This is a genomic window from Pedobacter panaciterrae, from assembly GCF_013204795.1.
Taxonomy (GTDB): Bacteria; Bacteroidota; Bacteroidia; order Sphingobacteriales; family Sphingobacteriaceae; genus Pedobacter; species Pedobacter panaciterrae.
The window spans coordinates 531,500-548,842 of record NZ_JABMKW010000018.1; the positions used below are offsets into that span (position 1 = coordinate 531,500).

At 38.2% G+C, this 17,343-nt stretch carries 14 protein-coding genes; 2 read left to right on the top strand and 12 right to left on the bottom strand.

Annotation, left to right across the window (positions count from 1 at the left end; genetic code table 11):
* Positions 1–29 precede the first annotated feature (29 nt).
* The 6 genes from HQN86_RS18015 to HQN86_RS18040 form a co-directional block, all read right to left on the bottom strand.
* Positions 30–1,082, bottom strand: coding sequence for an AI-2E family transporter (locus HQN86_RS18015; protein ID WP_172662284.1), 1,053 nt, complete (start codon positions 1,080–1,082; stop codon positions 30–32).
* Between the two features lie 11 nt (positions 1,083–1,093).
* On the bottom strand, positions 1,094–2,551 hold the full coding sequence (locus HQN86_RS18020; protein ID WP_172662285.1) for a hybrid sensor histidine kinase/response regulator: 1,458 nt from the start codon (positions 2,549–2,551) through the stop codon (positions 1,094–1,096).
* Positions 2,552–2,564: 13 nt separating this feature from the next.
* Positions 2,565–4,202: a sensor histidine kinase gene (locus HQN86_RS18025; protein ID WP_172662286.1), complete on the bottom strand. Its 1,638-nt coding sequence runs from the start codon at positions 4,200–4,202 to the stop codon at positions 2,565–2,567.
* A 1-nt stretch (position 4,203) separates the two neighbouring features.
* On the bottom strand, positions 4,204–5,604 hold the full coding sequence (locus HQN86_RS18030) for a sigma-54-dependent transcriptional regulator (RefSeq protein ID WP_172662287.1): 1,401 nt from the start codon (positions 5,602–5,604) through the stop codon (positions 4,204–4,206).
* Between the two features lie 170 nt (positions 5,605–5,774).
* Complete coding sequence (locus tag HQN86_RS18035) at positions 5,775–6,557, bottom strand: enoyl-CoA hydratase/isomerase family protein (protein WP_172662288.1); 783 nt, start codon at positions 6,555–6,557, stop codon at positions 5,775–5,777.
* A gap of 3 nt (positions 6,558–6,560) precedes the next feature.
* Positions 6,561–6,980 (bottom strand): cobalamin B12-binding domain-containing protein, encoded by a 420-nt coding sequence (locus HQN86_RS18040; RefSeq protein WP_172662289.1) that lies wholly within the window; start codon positions 6,978–6,980, stop codon positions 6,561–6,563.
* 79 nt (positions 6,981–7,059) lie between these two features.
* On the opposite strand from HQN86_RS18040, the gene HQN86_RS18045 reads away from it, so the two are divergent.
* Positions 7,060–8,721, top strand: a complete 1,662-nt coding sequence (locus HQN86_RS18045; RefSeq protein ID WP_172662290.1) for a glutamine--tRNA ligase/YqeY domain fusion protein — start codon at positions 7,060–7,062, stop codon at positions 8,719–8,721.
* 99 nt (positions 8,722–8,820) lie between these two features.
* Here HQN86_RS18045 and HQN86_RS18050 read toward each other — a convergent pair whose 3' ends face one another.
* A complete protein-coding gene (locus HQN86_RS18050) occupies positions 8,821–9,654 on the bottom strand; it encodes an N-acetylmuramoyl-L-alanine amidase (protein ID WP_172662291.1) in 834 nt (277 codons plus the stop codon).
* A gap of 126 nt (positions 9,655–9,780) precedes the next feature.
* Between HQN86_RS18050 and HQN86_RS18055 the strand changes: the two genes are divergently transcribed.
* Entirely contained in the window at positions 9,781–11,463 is a 1,683-nt protein-coding gene (locus tag HQN86_RS18055; RefSeq protein ID WP_172662292.1) for a dipeptidyl-peptidase 3 family protein, read from the top strand.
* Between the two features lie 131 nt (positions 11,464–11,594).
* On the opposite strand, the gene HQN86_RS18060 is transcribed toward HQN86_RS18055, so the two are convergent.
* From HQN86_RS18060 to HQN86_RS18080, 5 genes are read right to left on the bottom strand one after another with little or no spacing between them, the layout of a single operon-like run.
* A complete protein-coding gene (locus HQN86_RS18060; RefSeq protein ID WP_172662293.1) occupies positions 11,595–11,963 on the bottom strand; it encodes a response regulator in 369 nt (122 codons plus the stop codon).
* A 25-nt stretch (positions 11,964–11,988) separates the two neighbouring features.
* A complete protein-coding gene (locus HQN86_RS18065) occupies positions 11,989–12,555 on the bottom strand; it encodes a chemotaxis protein CheB (RefSeq protein ID WP_172662294.1) in 567 nt (188 codons plus the stop codon).
* Positions 12,552–13,373, bottom strand: coding sequence for a CheR family methyltransferase (locus HQN86_RS18070; RefSeq protein WP_172662295.1), 822 nt, complete (start codon positions 13,371–13,373; stop codon positions 12,552–12,554). Before HQN86_RS18070 ends, HQN86_RS18065 begins: the two co-directional genes overlap by 4 nt.
* Entirely contained in the window at positions 13,374–13,739 is a 366-nt protein-coding gene (locus HQN86_RS18075) for a response regulator (RefSeq protein ID WP_172662296.1), read from the bottom strand.
* A 4-nt stretch (positions 13,740–13,743) separates the two neighbouring features.
* Positions 13,744–17,331, bottom strand: a complete 3,588-nt coding sequence (locus tag HQN86_RS18080; protein WP_172662297.1) for a response regulator — start codon at positions 17,329–17,331, stop codon at positions 13,744–13,746.
* Positions 17,332–17,343 lie beyond the last annotated feature (12 nt).

Here is a 17,343-nt window from a genome sequence, read left to right on the forward strand (position 1 = left end):
TTTATATTCTATTTCCGCTCTCCGTATTATTATAACTCGCCATGCTCTGAAATTGTTTTAATTCTCTCCAATCTTTCAGATGCCATAGCGCTTGTTTCATATATTTTTATCAATAATACAAAATAAGATATCAATAATGGGCCAAATACCAACCCCAATATCCCAAATAAAGGTATACCAATAACTACGCCAATTACAGTGGTTATGGGATGAATATTTCCAATCCGCTTTGCAATCATAAAACGGATTACATTGTCGATGTTAATGATCACCACAAATCCAAATATCAGCATTGCCCAGCCAGCAAAATTGTTGCCTTCTGCAACTTGCAACAACGCAGCCGGCACAAAAATAACCGGAGGCCCAAGTATTGGAACAAACGATATAAAGGCCGTTATCACACCCCAAAATACCGGATCAGTATAACCTAAAACATAAAAGGCAAGCCCCAAAAGAGATCCCTGTACCAAAGCAATAAACCCCTGACCTACAACATTTGCATAGGTTGTGTTTCGCATTTCTTCGGCAAATCGTTGTGCGTTTTGCTCTCTAAAAGGCGCATATTTTACCAGAGCAGATTCAAATGTTTCTCGCTCTACCAGCATAAAGTAGAGTAAAAAATACATTAAAAGTAAGCCCAGAATAATATTAAACGCTCCGGTAATAAGTGAAGGGAATAATTCCGTGGCCCATACCCCAGCTTTTTTCACTCCCTCTTCAACAAGATTTTGAAGATCCCCATCGATTGGGATCAGGTGCTTTAGTTTAAAAATAACATTTTTAAAATATGATGGATCACTCTGCAGTTCCGCAATCTTATTGATCATCATACTGCTTAATGCATAAAAAGGGAGGATGATAACAATTACTGAAACAAAAAGCAATAAAATGGCCGAAAAACGTCTATTCATCCCCTTCTCGTCAACAAAGTAGATAAAGGCGGGCCGCAATAATGTATACAAAACAAGCGTGCTTAATATCGACCCAAAAATACCTTGTAAAGAAAATGCGATTAAACAGCCCAGGGCTATTATAATTACAAGATTGATATTATTCCTCTGCTTATATGTAAATATTGACATAATTCTTTAGGTTAAAACCAGAGCGTTCCTTCATGATATATCGGAATGCGAATCAGGAATAAACTCCCTTGTGCAAGTTGCTTAAGTTTAATGGAACCATTGTGAGTAGTTAATACACGTTGGGCATGGGTAAGCCCCAATCCGCTGGCACGTTTTTTTGTTGTGAAAAATGGTTCAAAAATCTTTTCCTTATTTTTTGGATCTACCCCCATACCATTATCCTCTATGGCGATTTCATACATCCCCTTATCAGCTGTGCATGTAATGTGAATAATTTTGGGGTAACTCTGCATGGCTTCCGCCGCATTTTTAATAACACTAACCAACGCATTTTTTATTTTAGGTTTATCGAGTAATACCTTCTGCTCAGATTGATGAAATTGCCTTGTTAACTTTATATTGTGCCCAACTATTAAATCCTCCACATCAGAGATAGCTTCCTCTATTACCGTTAATATATTATGCCGCTGAAGATTTAAGGTTTTTGTTTCAGTGCTGGAAATGAAGTTTTGCATCAGTTGGTTCACTCTGTCGCAATTACTTTTTATAATTTCCAGGTACGATTGAATTGTTTCATTACAAATAATTGCAGGATCAGCCGCCAGTTCGTCCAATGCAAGGTTTATAGTGCTTAAAGGATCCCTGATTTCTTCTCCAAGTCCTTTTGCAATATGTTCTGAAATTGACATTTTACCCAGGCTAACAGATCGTTCCTCTAAGTTCTTTCTATGGCTCAGATCATGAATAATGGTATGATAAACCTCTTTCACATTTACCATATCCGTTTGAATAAATGAAGATAAGCTACAGCAGTACACCTCTGATTTACTTGAAATCAATTCGCACTCAAAACCACTTAGAGAGCCATTGCTTTCCATTAGCTCCCTAAATCTTTCTCCTTCTTCTGTATTATTAAAAATTGCACTTGTATTTAATTGCAGTATTACTGATCGCTCATAATCAAGAAACTTTAATCCCGCACTATTGATATCATAAATTCTTCCTGAGGAGTCAGACACGAGAATTGGATCTTTTGCCTGTTCAAAAATGGCCCTGTATTTCCGTTCACTATCCTTCAACGCCTTTGTTGCGCTCGCTTCCTTAATTGAATATCGAATACTTCTATCCAATGAGGAGGAGTCTATCTCATCTTTCACCAAGTAATCAGCAGCACCAATATTCATAGCTTGTTCGTCGATAACCAAGTCGCCCTTACCTGTAAGTATAATTATTGGTTCTTCACATCCAGAGTTAATTGCTTCATTTAGCAAATCTATTCCTGTCCCCTTTCCCAATCGGTAATCAACCAGGTAAACATCAAATTGCTTCTTTAAAATGGCATAAATCCCCTTCTCATAACTGTTGACCCACGACAGCTCATATGACGCCGAAGTCTGATCAAAAACCTCCTTTGTAAGGATGTAATCATCTTCATCATCATCTATTAATAAAACTCTTACCTGCCTCATTCTCAGATTATTTTCATTTATTTTGTTTCTTCGGAAGAATCACCACAAAAGCAGTCCCTTCACCAGGTTTGCTTTCTGCAAAAATAAAACCAGAATGATTATCCGCTATCCTCTTACATATAGCCAACCCAATACCTGTCCCTTCGTAGTCAACTCTTGAATGTAAGCGATGAAAAATGTCAAATATTTTCAAAGCATCTTCGGTTTCAAAACCAATTCCATTATCTTTTACTTTAACAACACAATATAACTGGTTTTTGTTAATCTCAGCTATATTCAATTCATGCCCATACTTGGTGGTTCCAAATATTGAAATGTTGGGAACCTCATTTTGACTTGTGAACTTTAAAGAATTTCCTATCAAATTTTGAAAAAGTTGTACTAGCTGGCTTTCAACACCTTCAATTTCGTCCTCTTCAAAATCAATGTCAACTATGGCTTTCTTAAGCTCTATTGTAAAATCAAGATCGCTTAATGTCTTTCTTACAACATCGCCAAGTTTAAGTTTAGAATAACTTTTACTACCCCTTGTTAGCTTGGAAAATGCCAGAAGGTCATCAATTAACGCACGCATTCGCTCAGAGGCTCCCCTCATTCTACCGATGTAATCCTGAGCCTCTGCATTCATCTGCTCACCATACTTATCTTTCAGCCGGTCTCCAAAAGCTTGTATCTTTCTTAAAGGCTCCTGTAAATCGTGTGATGCAACATAAGCAAATTGTTCTAAATCCTGATTAGAGCGATTCAGTTCAACTACTTTTTCTTCAAGCTGTACCTGAGCTTCTCTTAATTGCGTTACGTCCTGTGTGTTTCCAATATAGGCATAGTTATCATTTAAACCTATTCGTTTATGCTCTGCTGTAGTAAGCACATGCCGGATCTCTCCTGAAGGCAACACAATTCTATAGTTTATTTTAAAAGAGATTTTATCCTTTTTGGCCTTATAAAAGTTATCCATAAAAAGCTGGAGATCATCCTCGTGAACAAGCCTTTTATAAAATGCAAAATTGACGAATACTGAATGAGGAAGAAAACCATGTATGTTATACATCTCATCAGACCAAAGAATAAACTCCTTACCATCCATCCATTCCCAACTTCCGCTATGCGAAACCATTTCTGCTTCTCTTAATAACGATTCGTTTATCTTGAGCTTTAAAACAGCTTCTTTTAACTCAGTAATGTCCTGGATGGTACCAACAAGTTTGTCTTCACCCTCGATATAAAACCCCTGACCCAGCACGTATTTTCTTTTACCTGAAGGTTGTATGATCTGGTATTCAACAGCAAAAGATGTTTTATTATCAATCGCAGATTTTAATTCTTTAGATACCTTTTCTCTATATTCAGGTGCTATAACCTGTTCATTAATGTGTATATCAGGTAAAAAATCATCATTTTTAAATCCGTACACTTTATAAAGCTCTTCTGACCATTTAACTTGCCCGCTTACTACAAAAATCTCCCAGCTTCCAAGGTGGGTAATTCGCTCGGCAAGATTAAGAACTTCAACTCTTTCTAAAAGATACTTATTCTGCTTTTGTAGCGCTGCGACTTCATCTCTTAGCCCACCCACTACCAACATACTCCTAAAAAGGAGATATCCCAGGATCAATAGCCCGATAAAGATGACAATAACTACCAGTAACACTTTATGTATCCAAATTAATCGCTCTCATTTTGTTGTACAACGTTTTTCGGTCGATATTTAGAATTTTTGCTGCCTTTGTTTTATTAAAATTTACTTCTCTTAAAACTTTTAAAATAGCATCGTACTCAGCTTCAAGAGCTGCATTTTTCAAATCCCTCGGTTTTTCGATACGAGAAATTGAACTTTCAATAGCTGATGCTTTGGCATAGGTTGAGATTTCAAGAGGAAGTGCCTTTAATTGTATTTCCTGGTTCTCAGTAAGCAAGGTCGCCCTTCTAACCACATTTTTAAGCTCTCTTACATTACCTGGCCAATTGTAGGTAAGGAAACAATCTACAACCTCTTCAGAAAACCCCTGTACGTTCCTCGACAATTCCTGATTTGCCACATCCAAAAACGTATATGCAAAAACCATAATATCGTCACCTCTCTGACTTAACGGAGGCAAACCGATAGAAAATTCATTGAACCTATGATAAAGGTCCTCTCTGAATTTCCCTTTCTGAATAGCATTGGAAAGATTTTCATTTGTTGCAACAATAATCCTTACATCCAAATCAATCTCTTTGGTGCTACCTATTCTTTTAATTTTTCTCTCCTGTACAGTTCGCAATAAAGCAGCCTGGATATCATAAGAAAGGTTCCCTACCTCATCCAGAAAAAGCGTTCCTCCATTCGCCATTTCAAAATGACCGATTTTAGTATAAAGGGCTCCTGTAAATGACCCCTTTTCATGACCAAAGAATTCGCTACCAGCCAATTCTTTAGTAAGTGAACCACAATCCATTGCCACAAACGGGCGATCTTTCCTTGGACTATTTAAGTGGATTGCTTTTGCTACAGACTCTTTTCCTGTACCGCTTTCGCCTGTTAAAATAACACTATAGGAAGTTGGCGCAACCAATTGAATCTGCTTCAATAACTCTTTTGAAGCAGGGCTTTGGCCCGCAACAAAATTATCCACCTGCTTGTAGGCTTGTTTTGCTGCCTTTTGTTTAGTCGTTTCGGAAGAGGTTTCAGATTGATTTGTGTTTAATGCAATCTGAGTTTCTATTGCCTTATTAATTGTATTTAAAATTTCATCGGGATATAGAGGCTTAGTAATATAATCATATGCCCCTAATTTAATCAGTTCTACTGCAAGCTTAATATCCGAATAACCTGTAATAATAATAACTCCGGTGCTAGGATAGCTTTCCTTTATCTTGATCAGCATTTCTCTCCCGTCCGTATCCTCAAGTCTATAATCACATAAAACAAGGTCATAAGCTTCTTTAGCCAGGTAATCCATTGCCGTCACACCGCTTGTAGCCGTTGATACACTAAAGGAATTTCTGGTTAAAAACTTGGATAACAGCACGCCGATGTTTACCTCATCGTCAACAATTAATATTTTTCTCATATTACCTAAAAAATTAGAGCGCATTTTATGAAATAAATATAACTAGTTTTTTTTATCTGGGAAATATTTTCTACAGTTTTATAAAAAAAGTATACAATTTTTTTCTCACTTTATGACAAAACCCCAATAAATCCCTCAAAGACTTAATGAGGTTCAGCGAATTGAGGACTTTATTTCCCGAAAAATACCGGCTTTCTTTTCTCAAGAAATGCGGTAGTTCCTTCTTTAAAATCCAAAGTACCAAAGCATTTACCAAATTCCTTTATCTCGGTATCAAACCCATCAACATCGGGTAATAATGATGCATTTACGGCTTTTATAGCACTGGCGATTGCTAATGGGGCTCTTAATTTTATTTTATTTAATATCTCTTCGGCCTTAGCAATAAGCTCGCTCTGAGGAACTACATAATTCACCAACCCTATTTTTTCTGCCTCTGAAGCAGTGATCATCTCTGCTGTTGTAATGATCTCAATTGCTTTTCCTTTACCTACCAACTGAGTTAACCTTTGTGTGCCCCCATATCCGGGAATTAAACCAAGACTAACTTCCGGTAAGCCAAGCTTTGCATTCTCAGAAGCAATACGTAGGTGACAAGCCATAGCCAATTCTAATCCTCCTCCTAAAGCAAATCCATTAATTGCTGCAATTACCGGCTTAGGACAATTCTCGATAGCATCAAACACGCTATTTTGTCCTACTCGTGCAAGCTCCTCTCCTTCGGCAATATTGTAGTTGGAAAATTCTGAAATATCTGCCCCTGCAACAAAAGCCCTCTCTCCGGCACCGGTAATTAAGACTCCTCTTACCTCATTGTTGTCTGCGGCAATTGAAATTGCTTCAGCTAATTCAGCCAATGTAGCTTTATTTAAGGCATTTAATTTATGCTCGCGGTTTATAGTAATATAAAGAATCTCATCTGTTATTTCCAGTAAAATGTTCTGATAAGTCATAATCTAAAAATTTCTGTTTTCAACAACCCAATTTTTAATATAGTCTACTATAGTAACCATTGTAGTTCCGGGGGCAAACAACTCTCCTACACCCATCTCCTTAAGCTTTTTTATGTCATTTTCAGGAATAATACCTCCGCCTGTCAGCAAAACATCTGTTAATTGTTTTTGCTTCATGATCTCTACAATTTTCGGAAAAACAGTCATATGAGCTCCTGATAGAATGGAAATACCAATTGCGTCTACATCTTCCTGCAAGGCGGTATTTACAACCATTTCCGGCGTTTGGCGCAATCCGGTATAAATCACTTCCATACCGGCATCTCTGAGAGACGTTGCAATAACTTTTGCCCCTCTGTCATGCCCGTCGAGCCCAACCTTTGCGACTAAAACACGTATTGGCCTGTTTAACGTTTTGCTCATAATTTATACTAATAGTAGGTGGTAAATGTAAGTAAATTAGCGCTTTTATGTTAACTTTGGCGCTAAATTTACAGTTTTTATGAGTGAAGAAAGATCATTGAACTTTATTGAAGAAATCATTGAGAACGATTTAAATAGCGGAAAATACGAAACACTAATCACACGTTTTCCACCAGAACCGAATGGATATTTGCATATAGGCCACGCAAAAGCTATATGCTTAAACTTTGGGCTAACAAAAAAATATGGTGGCTACACAAACTTAAGGTTTGATGATACCAATCCGGTTACAGAAAAAACCGAATATGTAGACAGTCAACAGGCAGATATTAAATGGCTGGGCTTTGAATGGAAAAACGAATTATATACTTCTGATTATTTCGATTCACTTTATGAATTTGCCGTAACCCTTATCAAAAAAGGTTTGGCCTACGTGGATGACAGTACCGCGGAAGAAATTGCTGAATTAAAAGGAACACCAACTGAAGCTGGTAAAGACAGTCCATACAGAAACCGCAGCATTGAAGAGAATCTTGATCTCTTTACCCGAATGAAGGGTGGTGAGTTTCCAGACGGCACCTGTACACTCCGTGCTAAAATAGACATGGCCAGCCCCAACATGATTATGAGGGATCCGGTGATCTATAGGATTAAACATGCTGAACACCACAGAACAGGAAATAAGTGGTGTATCTACCCAATGTACGATTTTGCACATGGACAAAGTGACAGCATCGAAACCATTACGCATTCTATTTGTACGCTTGAGTATGTGGCACATCGCGAATTGTACGATTGGCTAATCGAGAAACTTGAAATATTTCCATCAAAACAATACGAATTTGCGCGTTTAAACCTTTCATATACTGTTATGAGTAAGCGCAAGCTGCTTCAATTGGTAAATGAGGGTGTAGTAAGTGGATGGGATGACCCCCGCATGCCAACAATAAGCGGATTAAGAAGACGCGGATACACCCCGGAAAGTATCAGAGAGTTTTGTGACAGAATTGGAATTGCCAAAAGAGAAAACCTTATAGAGTTAAGTCTTTTAGAATTCTGTGTGCGTGAGCATTTAAATAAAACAGCGAACAGAGTTATGGCGGTGCTTGACCCGATTAAGCTGATCATTACCAACTATCCTGAAGGACAGAATGAAATACTAATAGGAGAAAACAACCCTGAAGCAGAAGATAAAGGCGGAACAAGAGAAATCCCCTTCAGCAATGAATTGTGGATTGAGCGAGAAGACTTTATGGAAGAGCCCGCCAAAAAATGGTTCAGACTTGCGCCAGGAGCAACCGTAAGGCTTAAACATGCTTATATTGTAAAATGTGAAGACTTCAAGAAAGATGCGAATGGGAATGTGACTGAAATATATTGCACTTATATCCCGGAATCTAAAAGCGGCGAAGATACCAGTGGCATAAATGTTAAAGGTACCATTCACTGGGTGAGCAGTAAACATGCAAAAAGCGCTGAGATCAGAATGTACGATCGTCTGTTTACCTCTGAATCTCCGGATTCCGAAGAGGGTGATTTCAAAGACTATCTTAATCCGAACAGCATTGAGGTTATAAAACAAGCATATATTGAACCTTATCTTGCAAATGCAGATAAGGATGCGCGTTACCAGTTTATCAGAAAAGGGTACTACTGCCTAGATAAAGATTCTATTCCTGGAAACTTGATCTTCAATCGTACCGTTTCCTTAAAGGATGCCTGGGCAAAGGCTAACAAATAGGCTACACCCGTCATCTCGACGATAGGAGAGATCTCTTGCTCATGTAGTTCAAGAGATCTCTCCTATCGTCGAGATGACGAATTCATAATGATCTCCATCTTACATATACTTCTTGTACAAGTTAAACAGAATTAGTTTAACTGCAGGGGTTAACTCAGGCGTTACATCTGTTTGCACAAAGTGGATCTTAAACGCCACAATTGCTGCAGGCAAATTGCTCACATCATACCCAATTATTTTTAGCGCAAGAGTTGCATCGAAATTATCTGGTGGCATTACAAGCACACTGTCGTACCATAATCCATACCCTTTTTCGGCAAACCTCTTCCAGGGGAAATTAGCGGGATCAACCTTTCTCCTTGGTGCCAGATCTGAATGGCCTATAAAATTTGCCGTTGGAATTTTATACCTGCTTTTTAAGGTCGACAGCAAAGTCATCAGACTTTGTAACTGCACTTCAGAATAAGGTTCAGTTCCCGAATTATCAATCTCTATTCCAATAGAAGACGAGTTTAGATCCGTATCGTTACCCCATTTTCCCACACCTGCGTGATTAGCTCTTAAATAGTCATTTACCATTTGAATAACCTTTCCGTCCCTCCCAACTACATAATGAGCGCTCACCTCTGTTTTAGCAATGGTAAAAGTTTTTATTGTCTGATCAGAAGATTTCTGGGCAGTATGATGAAGAACTACAAAGTTTGGTCTTCGTATACCGAAATTCACAGATCCAACCCAAGATTGAAGCGTCGGATCAGAAAGCACAACGCCTTGGCCTACTGGTGGCATTGATTTTATTGCTTCAGCAAACTCTCCTGCCTTTTTCTTATACACTTTATTTGTAGCTGCGTATTTACCTGCAGAGCATGATGCAAGCATAAGCATTGCTAAAATGTAGGGATAGCCTTTTTTTAATTTGATCTGATATACCATAATGAAAAGATAGAAGGCGTGAAATTACTATTTTTTACTATTTTAGTCGCAATTAAATCTGCACTATCAAACCTGTCTTGCCTAAAAGCAGGTCATATAGTCATAAAAGTACTAATATATTCATATATGAAAAACATTAGCAAAGCAAGCCTTTTTATTGCTGGATGCTCAATCATTGCAGGAATTGCTTCGTGCGGTAGCCCGCAGGACAAAAACACAAAAACAACAGAAAAGAAAACATCATCAAACGACAGTTTACAGAAGTATGTAAATGAGCGACTAGATATTTATGAAAAGGTAAAACTCACTACCAATTTAAATGACCTGACTATTAATGAACGTAAAATACTTCCTCTGCTAATACAATCTGCTCAAATAATGGATGAGCTATTCTGGAAACAGGCATACCCTCAGAGAGATAGTTTACTAAACACCATAAAGGATGAAAAAACAAAATCTTTCATCTGGATTAACTATGGGCCATGGGACAGACTTAATGGCGACAAGCCCTTTGTTGCGGGCATCGGCCCTAAACCGGATGCGGCTAGCTTCTATCCTGCGGGAATGACTAAAGAAGACCTCAAAAAATCTGACGCAAAAGATAAATACGGGCAATACTCTGTTATAAAAAAGGATAGCACAGGAAAACTAAATTCAATTCCTTACCATGTTCTTTTTGCTGCAGAATTACAAAAAGCTTCAAATCTTCTAAAACAAGCTGCACTGCTTGCAGAAGACGCGGGGCTTAAAAAGTATCTGAATCTACGTGCCGATGCGTTAGTAACAGACAACTATACTGCAAGCGACTATGCATGGCTAGACATGAAAACCAACAACCTTGATATCATTATTGGTCCTATTGAGAATTATGAAGACAAATTATTCAATGCTCGTGCCTCTTACGAGGCTTATGTATTGATAAAAGACAAGGTATGGAGCAAGCGTCTTGCCAAGTATGTAAGCATGCTCCCTCAGCTACAGCAAGGCCTGCCTGTTGATGCTAAATACAAGAAAGAAAAGCCAGGTACAGACTCCGAGCTAAATGCTTACGATGTGATCTACTATGCGGGTGATTGTAATGCTGGTTCAAAAACAATTGCAGTAAACCTTCCAAATGATGAAATTATCCAACAAAAGAAGGGCACAAGGCGTTCACAGCTAAAAAATGCGATGAAAGCTAAGTTCGACAAAATTCTAATACCTATAGCCCAAGAACTTATCGACAAAGATCAGCAACAATACATCAATTTCGATGCTTTCTTTGCCAACGTAATGTTTCACGAGGTTGCTCATGGCTTAGGAATCAAAAAAACAATTACAGGTAAGGGATTTGTTAAAGAAGCTTTGCAAGAGCAATATTCATGGCTTGAAGAAGGTAAGGCGGATGTTTTAGGGCTTTACATGGTAACCGGATTACTTAAAAAGGGAGAACTGAAAGGCGACATTAAGCAGTTTTACACCACATATATGGCGGGCATACTTCGCTCAGTAAGATTTGGAGCTGCAAGCGCACACGGAAAAGCTAACATGCAATGCTTCAATTTCTTTAAGGAAAATGGGGCTTTCATCAGAAATGAAAATGGCACATACAAGGTCGACTTTGCTAAATTTGAAATGGCTATGAATAAATTAAGCGGCTTAATTATAACCCTTCAAGGAAACGGGAATAAAGCGGCTGTAGAAAAGGCTCAAAAAGAAAAGGCTGTTATTTCAACTGAACTTCAAACCGATCTTGATAAATTAACCAAAAAGGGAATCCCTGTTGATATCATTTTTGAGCAAGGCGTTGATGTTTTGGGTGTGAAGTAACCTAAGCGAAATTCTTTCGTCATCTCGACGATAGGAGAGATCTCTTGAAGTAGCATAAAAACGAGATCTCTCCTATCGTCGAGATGACCCGCTATCCTCTTACCACTATCGTCTTAAGATCCTGTCTTCCTTTAAACGGAAAGGTGTTTGTGAATGATATCCTCCAATTCTTGGATATCAAAAGGTTTAGACAAATAGCCATCTGCCCCAGCTTCTGTTGCAAGCGCCTGTACATCGTTATTTGCAGAGAAATAAATTACAGGTATACCTTTCAGTGCCTCATGGCCTTTAAGCGCTCTGGTTGCGTCAATACCCCCCACATCCGGCAGCCAATTGTCCATAAAAATAATATCCGGTATATATGCCAACACCTGATCTATAATATTATTAGAGGTCGAAGATGTCTTAATATCGAAACCTGCATCTTCCAGAATAATTGTACATAATTCTAAAATTTCTGCATTATCATCAAATACAAATACTCTTTTATTCTTCTCCATTTGCGGGTATGGTTAACTACAACGTTTAGGGCAACAAATTTATGAATTCTGCTATATCTTCTATGCTTAAAACATGATCTATTTTTACGTTAGCTTGAGCTTGGGCAGGCATATATGCTACTTGAGCACTATTTGGATCCTGAATCAAGGTTGTTCCACCCCAAAGCTTAACACTTTTCAACCCATTTACACCATCAGCGTTCGATCCTGATAGCAAAAGACACACTAGGGTATCTTTATAAACCTCTGCTGCGGTTTGAAATGTTGCGTCTATTGCCGGTCTGGAATAGTTTATTTTTTCGGAATAATCCAAAGAAAATGAACGATCCTGCTCAATCAGCAAATGATAATCTGACGGAGCTATATAAATAGTGCCAGCAATTAACGGCTCTTTTTCGTCTACCTCTTTAACCTTAAGCTTAGTTCTGGTTGACAACAATTCAGGCAATAAAGAATCTGCGCCATGTTTACGATGGATAACAATGACTATTGGGAATTTTATTGCAACATTAACTAATGGAAGCACTTTTAAAAGCACATCCAAACTCCCTGCAGAGCCTCCGATAATAAATGCTTCACATTTTTTTATCATTGTATTTTCCTCCAGATCTTCTCTGAATCCAATCGTTTATACTTGTCCGAAATGCCCGAAAAATTAATTGTTTCCTTTGTTCCAAGTGCTAAATACCCCAGCTCTTCAAGGCTCTCATCAAAAAGGTTTAGCACCTTCTGCTGTAGTTCCCTATCAAAATAGATCAATACATTTCTACATAAAATGAGCTGAAACTCATTAAAGGAGTAATCAGAAACCAGATTATGTGTTGAAAATATGATCTTACTTTTTAAGTCCTCATCAAATTTAGCAAGCGAATAATTCGCTGTATAATAACTTGAAAAATCCTTTAAACCTCCAGATAAAATATAGTTCTCAGAATATTGCTTCATGCTATTCATGCCAAACATTCCTTGTGCGGCCTTTTCCAACACAATTGGGTTTAAATCTGTTGCGTAGATTAAAGATTTATGCAGCAGGTTAAGTTCTTTTAAAATAATTGAGATCGAATATGCCTCTTCTCCTGTTGAGCAGCCCGCCAGCCAAATTCTGATAAATGGGTATGTGCCCAACTTTGGCAATACAACGTCTCTTAATGTTTTAAAAAAAACAGGATCTCTAAACATTTCAGTTACATTAACTGTAATCTGTTCTACAAACCGTTTAAAATATAGATTATCGTTATTTATCTTATATCTGAACTCAGCAAAACTTACGGCTCTATCCAAACTGTACAGTCGTATAATTCTTCTCTTTAAAGATGCTCTGGAATACCCGGTAAAATCATACCCATACTTTTCCAGAAGGTCTGAAAGTAAGATCTCAACATGATCGTCGTTAATTACAGAGAGTTCCAATTATATATACTTTATGAGTAAACTTGTTAACTCTTCAACATTAATAGGTTTAGAGACATAGCCGGCAGCCCCCGCATTCATACACCGTTCTCTATCTCCAACCATGGCCTGGGCCGTAACAGCTATAACAGGAATATGTTTAATTTCCGGACTTTCATCTATTTTAGCTATTGCCTCATATCCATCCATTCCCGGCATCATCATGTCCATTAAAACCACTGCAATCTCTTTATTCTCTTTAAGCAGGTCTATTCCTTCTTCCCCTCCGGTTGCGGTTAAACATTGGTAGCCTTTTGCTTTTAAAACAGCCGATAACGCAAAAATGTTCCTGTTATCGTCATCAATTATCAATATCTTTTTCGCCATATAGCTACACTTTGTTGTAAAGCCAAACACGTAATAACGAGATTAGCTGATCAATATCAACAGGCTTAGAGATGTAATCAGACGCCCCTGCGGCAATACATTTTTCCCTGTCGCCCATCATTGCTTTGGCAGTAACAGCCAAAACCGGTAATTGTTTATATGCAGGGATTTTCCTGATCTCTTTAGTGCTTTCATATCCGTCCATCTCGGGCATCATCATATCCATTAGCACAATATCTATCAATGGGTTCTCTTTGAGCATTTGTAGCGCTTCCTTTCCATCCGTAGCTGCTAAAACTTTCATTTTATGTTGTTCCAATGCTTTTGTTAATGAGAATATATTTCTCACATCATCATCAGCAATCAGAACTGTTTTGTTATTCAGCACCTCATAAAGGCCTCCAAGTTTTTCAGTTGCCTGTTTTTTATGCTTACCATCCAATTCCTTCTCCTCTATTAGATGCAAGAACAGTCCGGCTTCATCTAGTATTCTTTGATAAGAATGGGCTGTTTTTACTACAATTGAATCGGCATATTGTTTAATCCTACTCTCCTCGCCCTTCGATAAGTTTTTCCCGGTAAAGATGATGATAGGTAAATTTTCCAATCCTTCACTTTTCTTAATCGTTTCAAGCGTTTCATATGCATTTTTATCTGGTATACCCATATCCAGAATCACACAATCCACTTCTTTTTCCTGTAACGCACCAATCCCTTCTTTAACATTATTAGCAACCTGAGTGTTGATGTTATAGTTACTCAAGAAATAACTCAAGGCTTGGGCATGCTGCTTGTTTTCTTCAACAATAAGAACTTTTTTGGGTCCTTTAGTTAATGCTTGTTCAAGCTTTTGGAATATCTGCGCCATATGCTCAAGAGCTACAGGCTTATTTATAAAATCTACCGCTCCCTTTAGCAAACTTTCCTTTTTAACCTCAAGAGATGACATAATATGAACTGGAATATGTCTGGTTTTAGGATTTGACTTCAGCTCCTCCATTACCTGCCATCCATCCTTAACAGGAAGTTGAATGTCCAATAAAATAGCAAGAGGGTTATAGTGATTGGCCAGTTCAATCCCAACATCGCCTCTAACGGCTACAATCCCTTTATAATTTCTTTTTCGGGTAAACTTCAAAAGCGTTTTCGCAAACGCAGTATCATCTTCTACTATTAAAATTACTTTATCGTCTTCTTTAATATCGTTCCTGTCGTCCTCAACCTCTTGTGGAATATGGTCAACAGTAAATCTTTCTAAAATAACCTCCCTTTGTTTTTCAAGGGGAGCGAAAGTATCGGTTTCCTGCTCTTCTTGTTTTTTAACTGCAGCCAATCTATCAATGGGTAAAGCGAACGTAAACTCACTACCTACATTTTCTTTACTGGTAAGCTCAATTTCTCCTCCCAACAGTTTCGATAGCTCCCTGCTTATAGAAAGGCCTAGCCCGGTACCGCCAAACTTCCTTCTGGTCGAACCGTCGGCCTGTTGAAATGCTTCAAATATAAGCCCAAGTTTATCTCCCGGAATACCTATGCCGGTATCTGTGACTTTAAACAAGATGAACTTATTCGTATCGTCTCTTTTAACCGTTAATGAGACCTTGCCATGATTTGTAAATTTGATCGCATTAGACAGCAGATTCTTTAAAATCTGCTCAAGTCGCATTTTATCTGTATTAATAACACCCTTGGTCTCCTCAGCATCAATAACCAACTCAAGCCCTTTATTCTTTGCCAATGGCTCAAATAAAGACCGCATATCAGTTATTACCTCATTAACACTAATATCATCAAACTCAAGTTTCATTTTCCCAGCCTCTATTTTAGAGAGATCCAGTATTTCGTCAATAAGCCCCAACAACCCCTGTCCTGAGCTTTGAATCACATCCGCATACTCCACATATTCCTTATCAAGCTCCTTATTCTCCGACATTAATTTAGACAAGAGTAATATTGAGTTTAGAGGAGTACGCAATTCGTGCGACATGTTTGCAAGGAATTCCGATTTATACTTGGTGCTTTGCTCCAATTGCTCGGCTTTCTGTTGTATATCCAGATTTCGCTCCTGAATGAGTTGATTCTTCTCTTCCAATAAACTGGTTCTTTCCTCAAGTTCCTGATTGCTCTGCAATAATTCTTCCTGCTGCACCCTCAGCTCTTCCTCAGAAGTTTGTATTTTTTGCGTCTGAGCTTCTAATTCGGCATTGAGTCCCTCCAGTTCACTATGCTGGGCCTGCAACTCTTCGGCCTGGGCCTGGGTTTCCTCTAAAAGCTCCTGTAATTTCTTGCGATTCTGTGCAACATGTACTGCAATTCCGATATTATGCGAAATATTGTTAAAGAACTCCAATTGAAGGGGGGTGTAAATATTCAATGAACCAAGTTCCATTACCCCAATAGTTTCATTATGTCTAATCACAGGAAAAGCAACAACATTTCTTGGTTTGGTAGCGCCTGTTGCATAGCTAATGGTCATTTCGCCCTCGGGAATATCATTGATCAAAATTTGTTTCCCCGATTTAAACACCTGTCCCGCAATACCTTCTCCGGCATTTAACCTATACTTTTCTCTATCTATTATCAGAGAATAGCTTCCTGCAAGATGTAATTCCGAATCATCTCCCGCCAGGTAAAAAGCTGCAACAGCACTATTCGTATGTACTATAATGTTCTCAAGAATATCATTAGCAAGCTCCTCTACGCTTTTTTCTCCAACCATCTTATCATTAAGAGTGGCAATGCCCGATTGGAGCCATTCTTTATCGGCCAAAAGGGCAAAAGAATACTGAAGTGATTCGGCCATTGAATTTAAGGACCCCGCTAAACTACCCAGGCCATCTTTTTGTTCCGCATTCATCCGGATCTGGTAATCGCCATTAGAAATTTGAGCAGCAATGCCTTGAATAACTTCAATCCTATTGGCTATCTCCTCATTCTTATCCTCCAGCTCTTTTTGTAATTGCCTTCTGGTATTAAAATCTGAGGAAACTCTTTTGTAGAAAATCACGGTAATCAAAATGGCAAAAAAAGCAGCTATAAGAATTAAAATTGGGGTATAGCCCGCCATCTTATTCATATTAGCGGTCCGTTCATCAAGCAATCTCTTTTCTTCAGCCTGCATTCTTTTAATAACAGTCCTCGACTTATCCATGTAAACCTTTCCGTCAAGTAATTGGGCAGTAGAAACACTTTCGCCTTTACCTTTTAACGCTATGGTTTTTTCAATAATACTTAACCGGTCATCAATAATCCCCTGTAACTCCTTCGCATTTTGCTGCTGAAAAGGATTGTCCTTTGTATCTGAGCTTACTTTGCTTAAAAGATCAATTGCGGTTTGCCTTGCACCGTTATAAGGCTCCAAAAAAACCTTATCACCAGTCAGCAAGTATCCTCTTTGTCCTGTTTCTGCATCTTTTAATGTCGAAATTACACCATCAAGGTTCGTCATAACTTCATTGCTATGCGAAACCAGATCTGCATTTTGAATCAGGTTCTTTATACTAATAAAAGACGCAAGTGATGAAATAAAAAGGATCAATAATGATAGCCCTAAACCAATTCGTAGATTATTTCTTAAAGATTTTTCTTTCATAAATTAATGTCT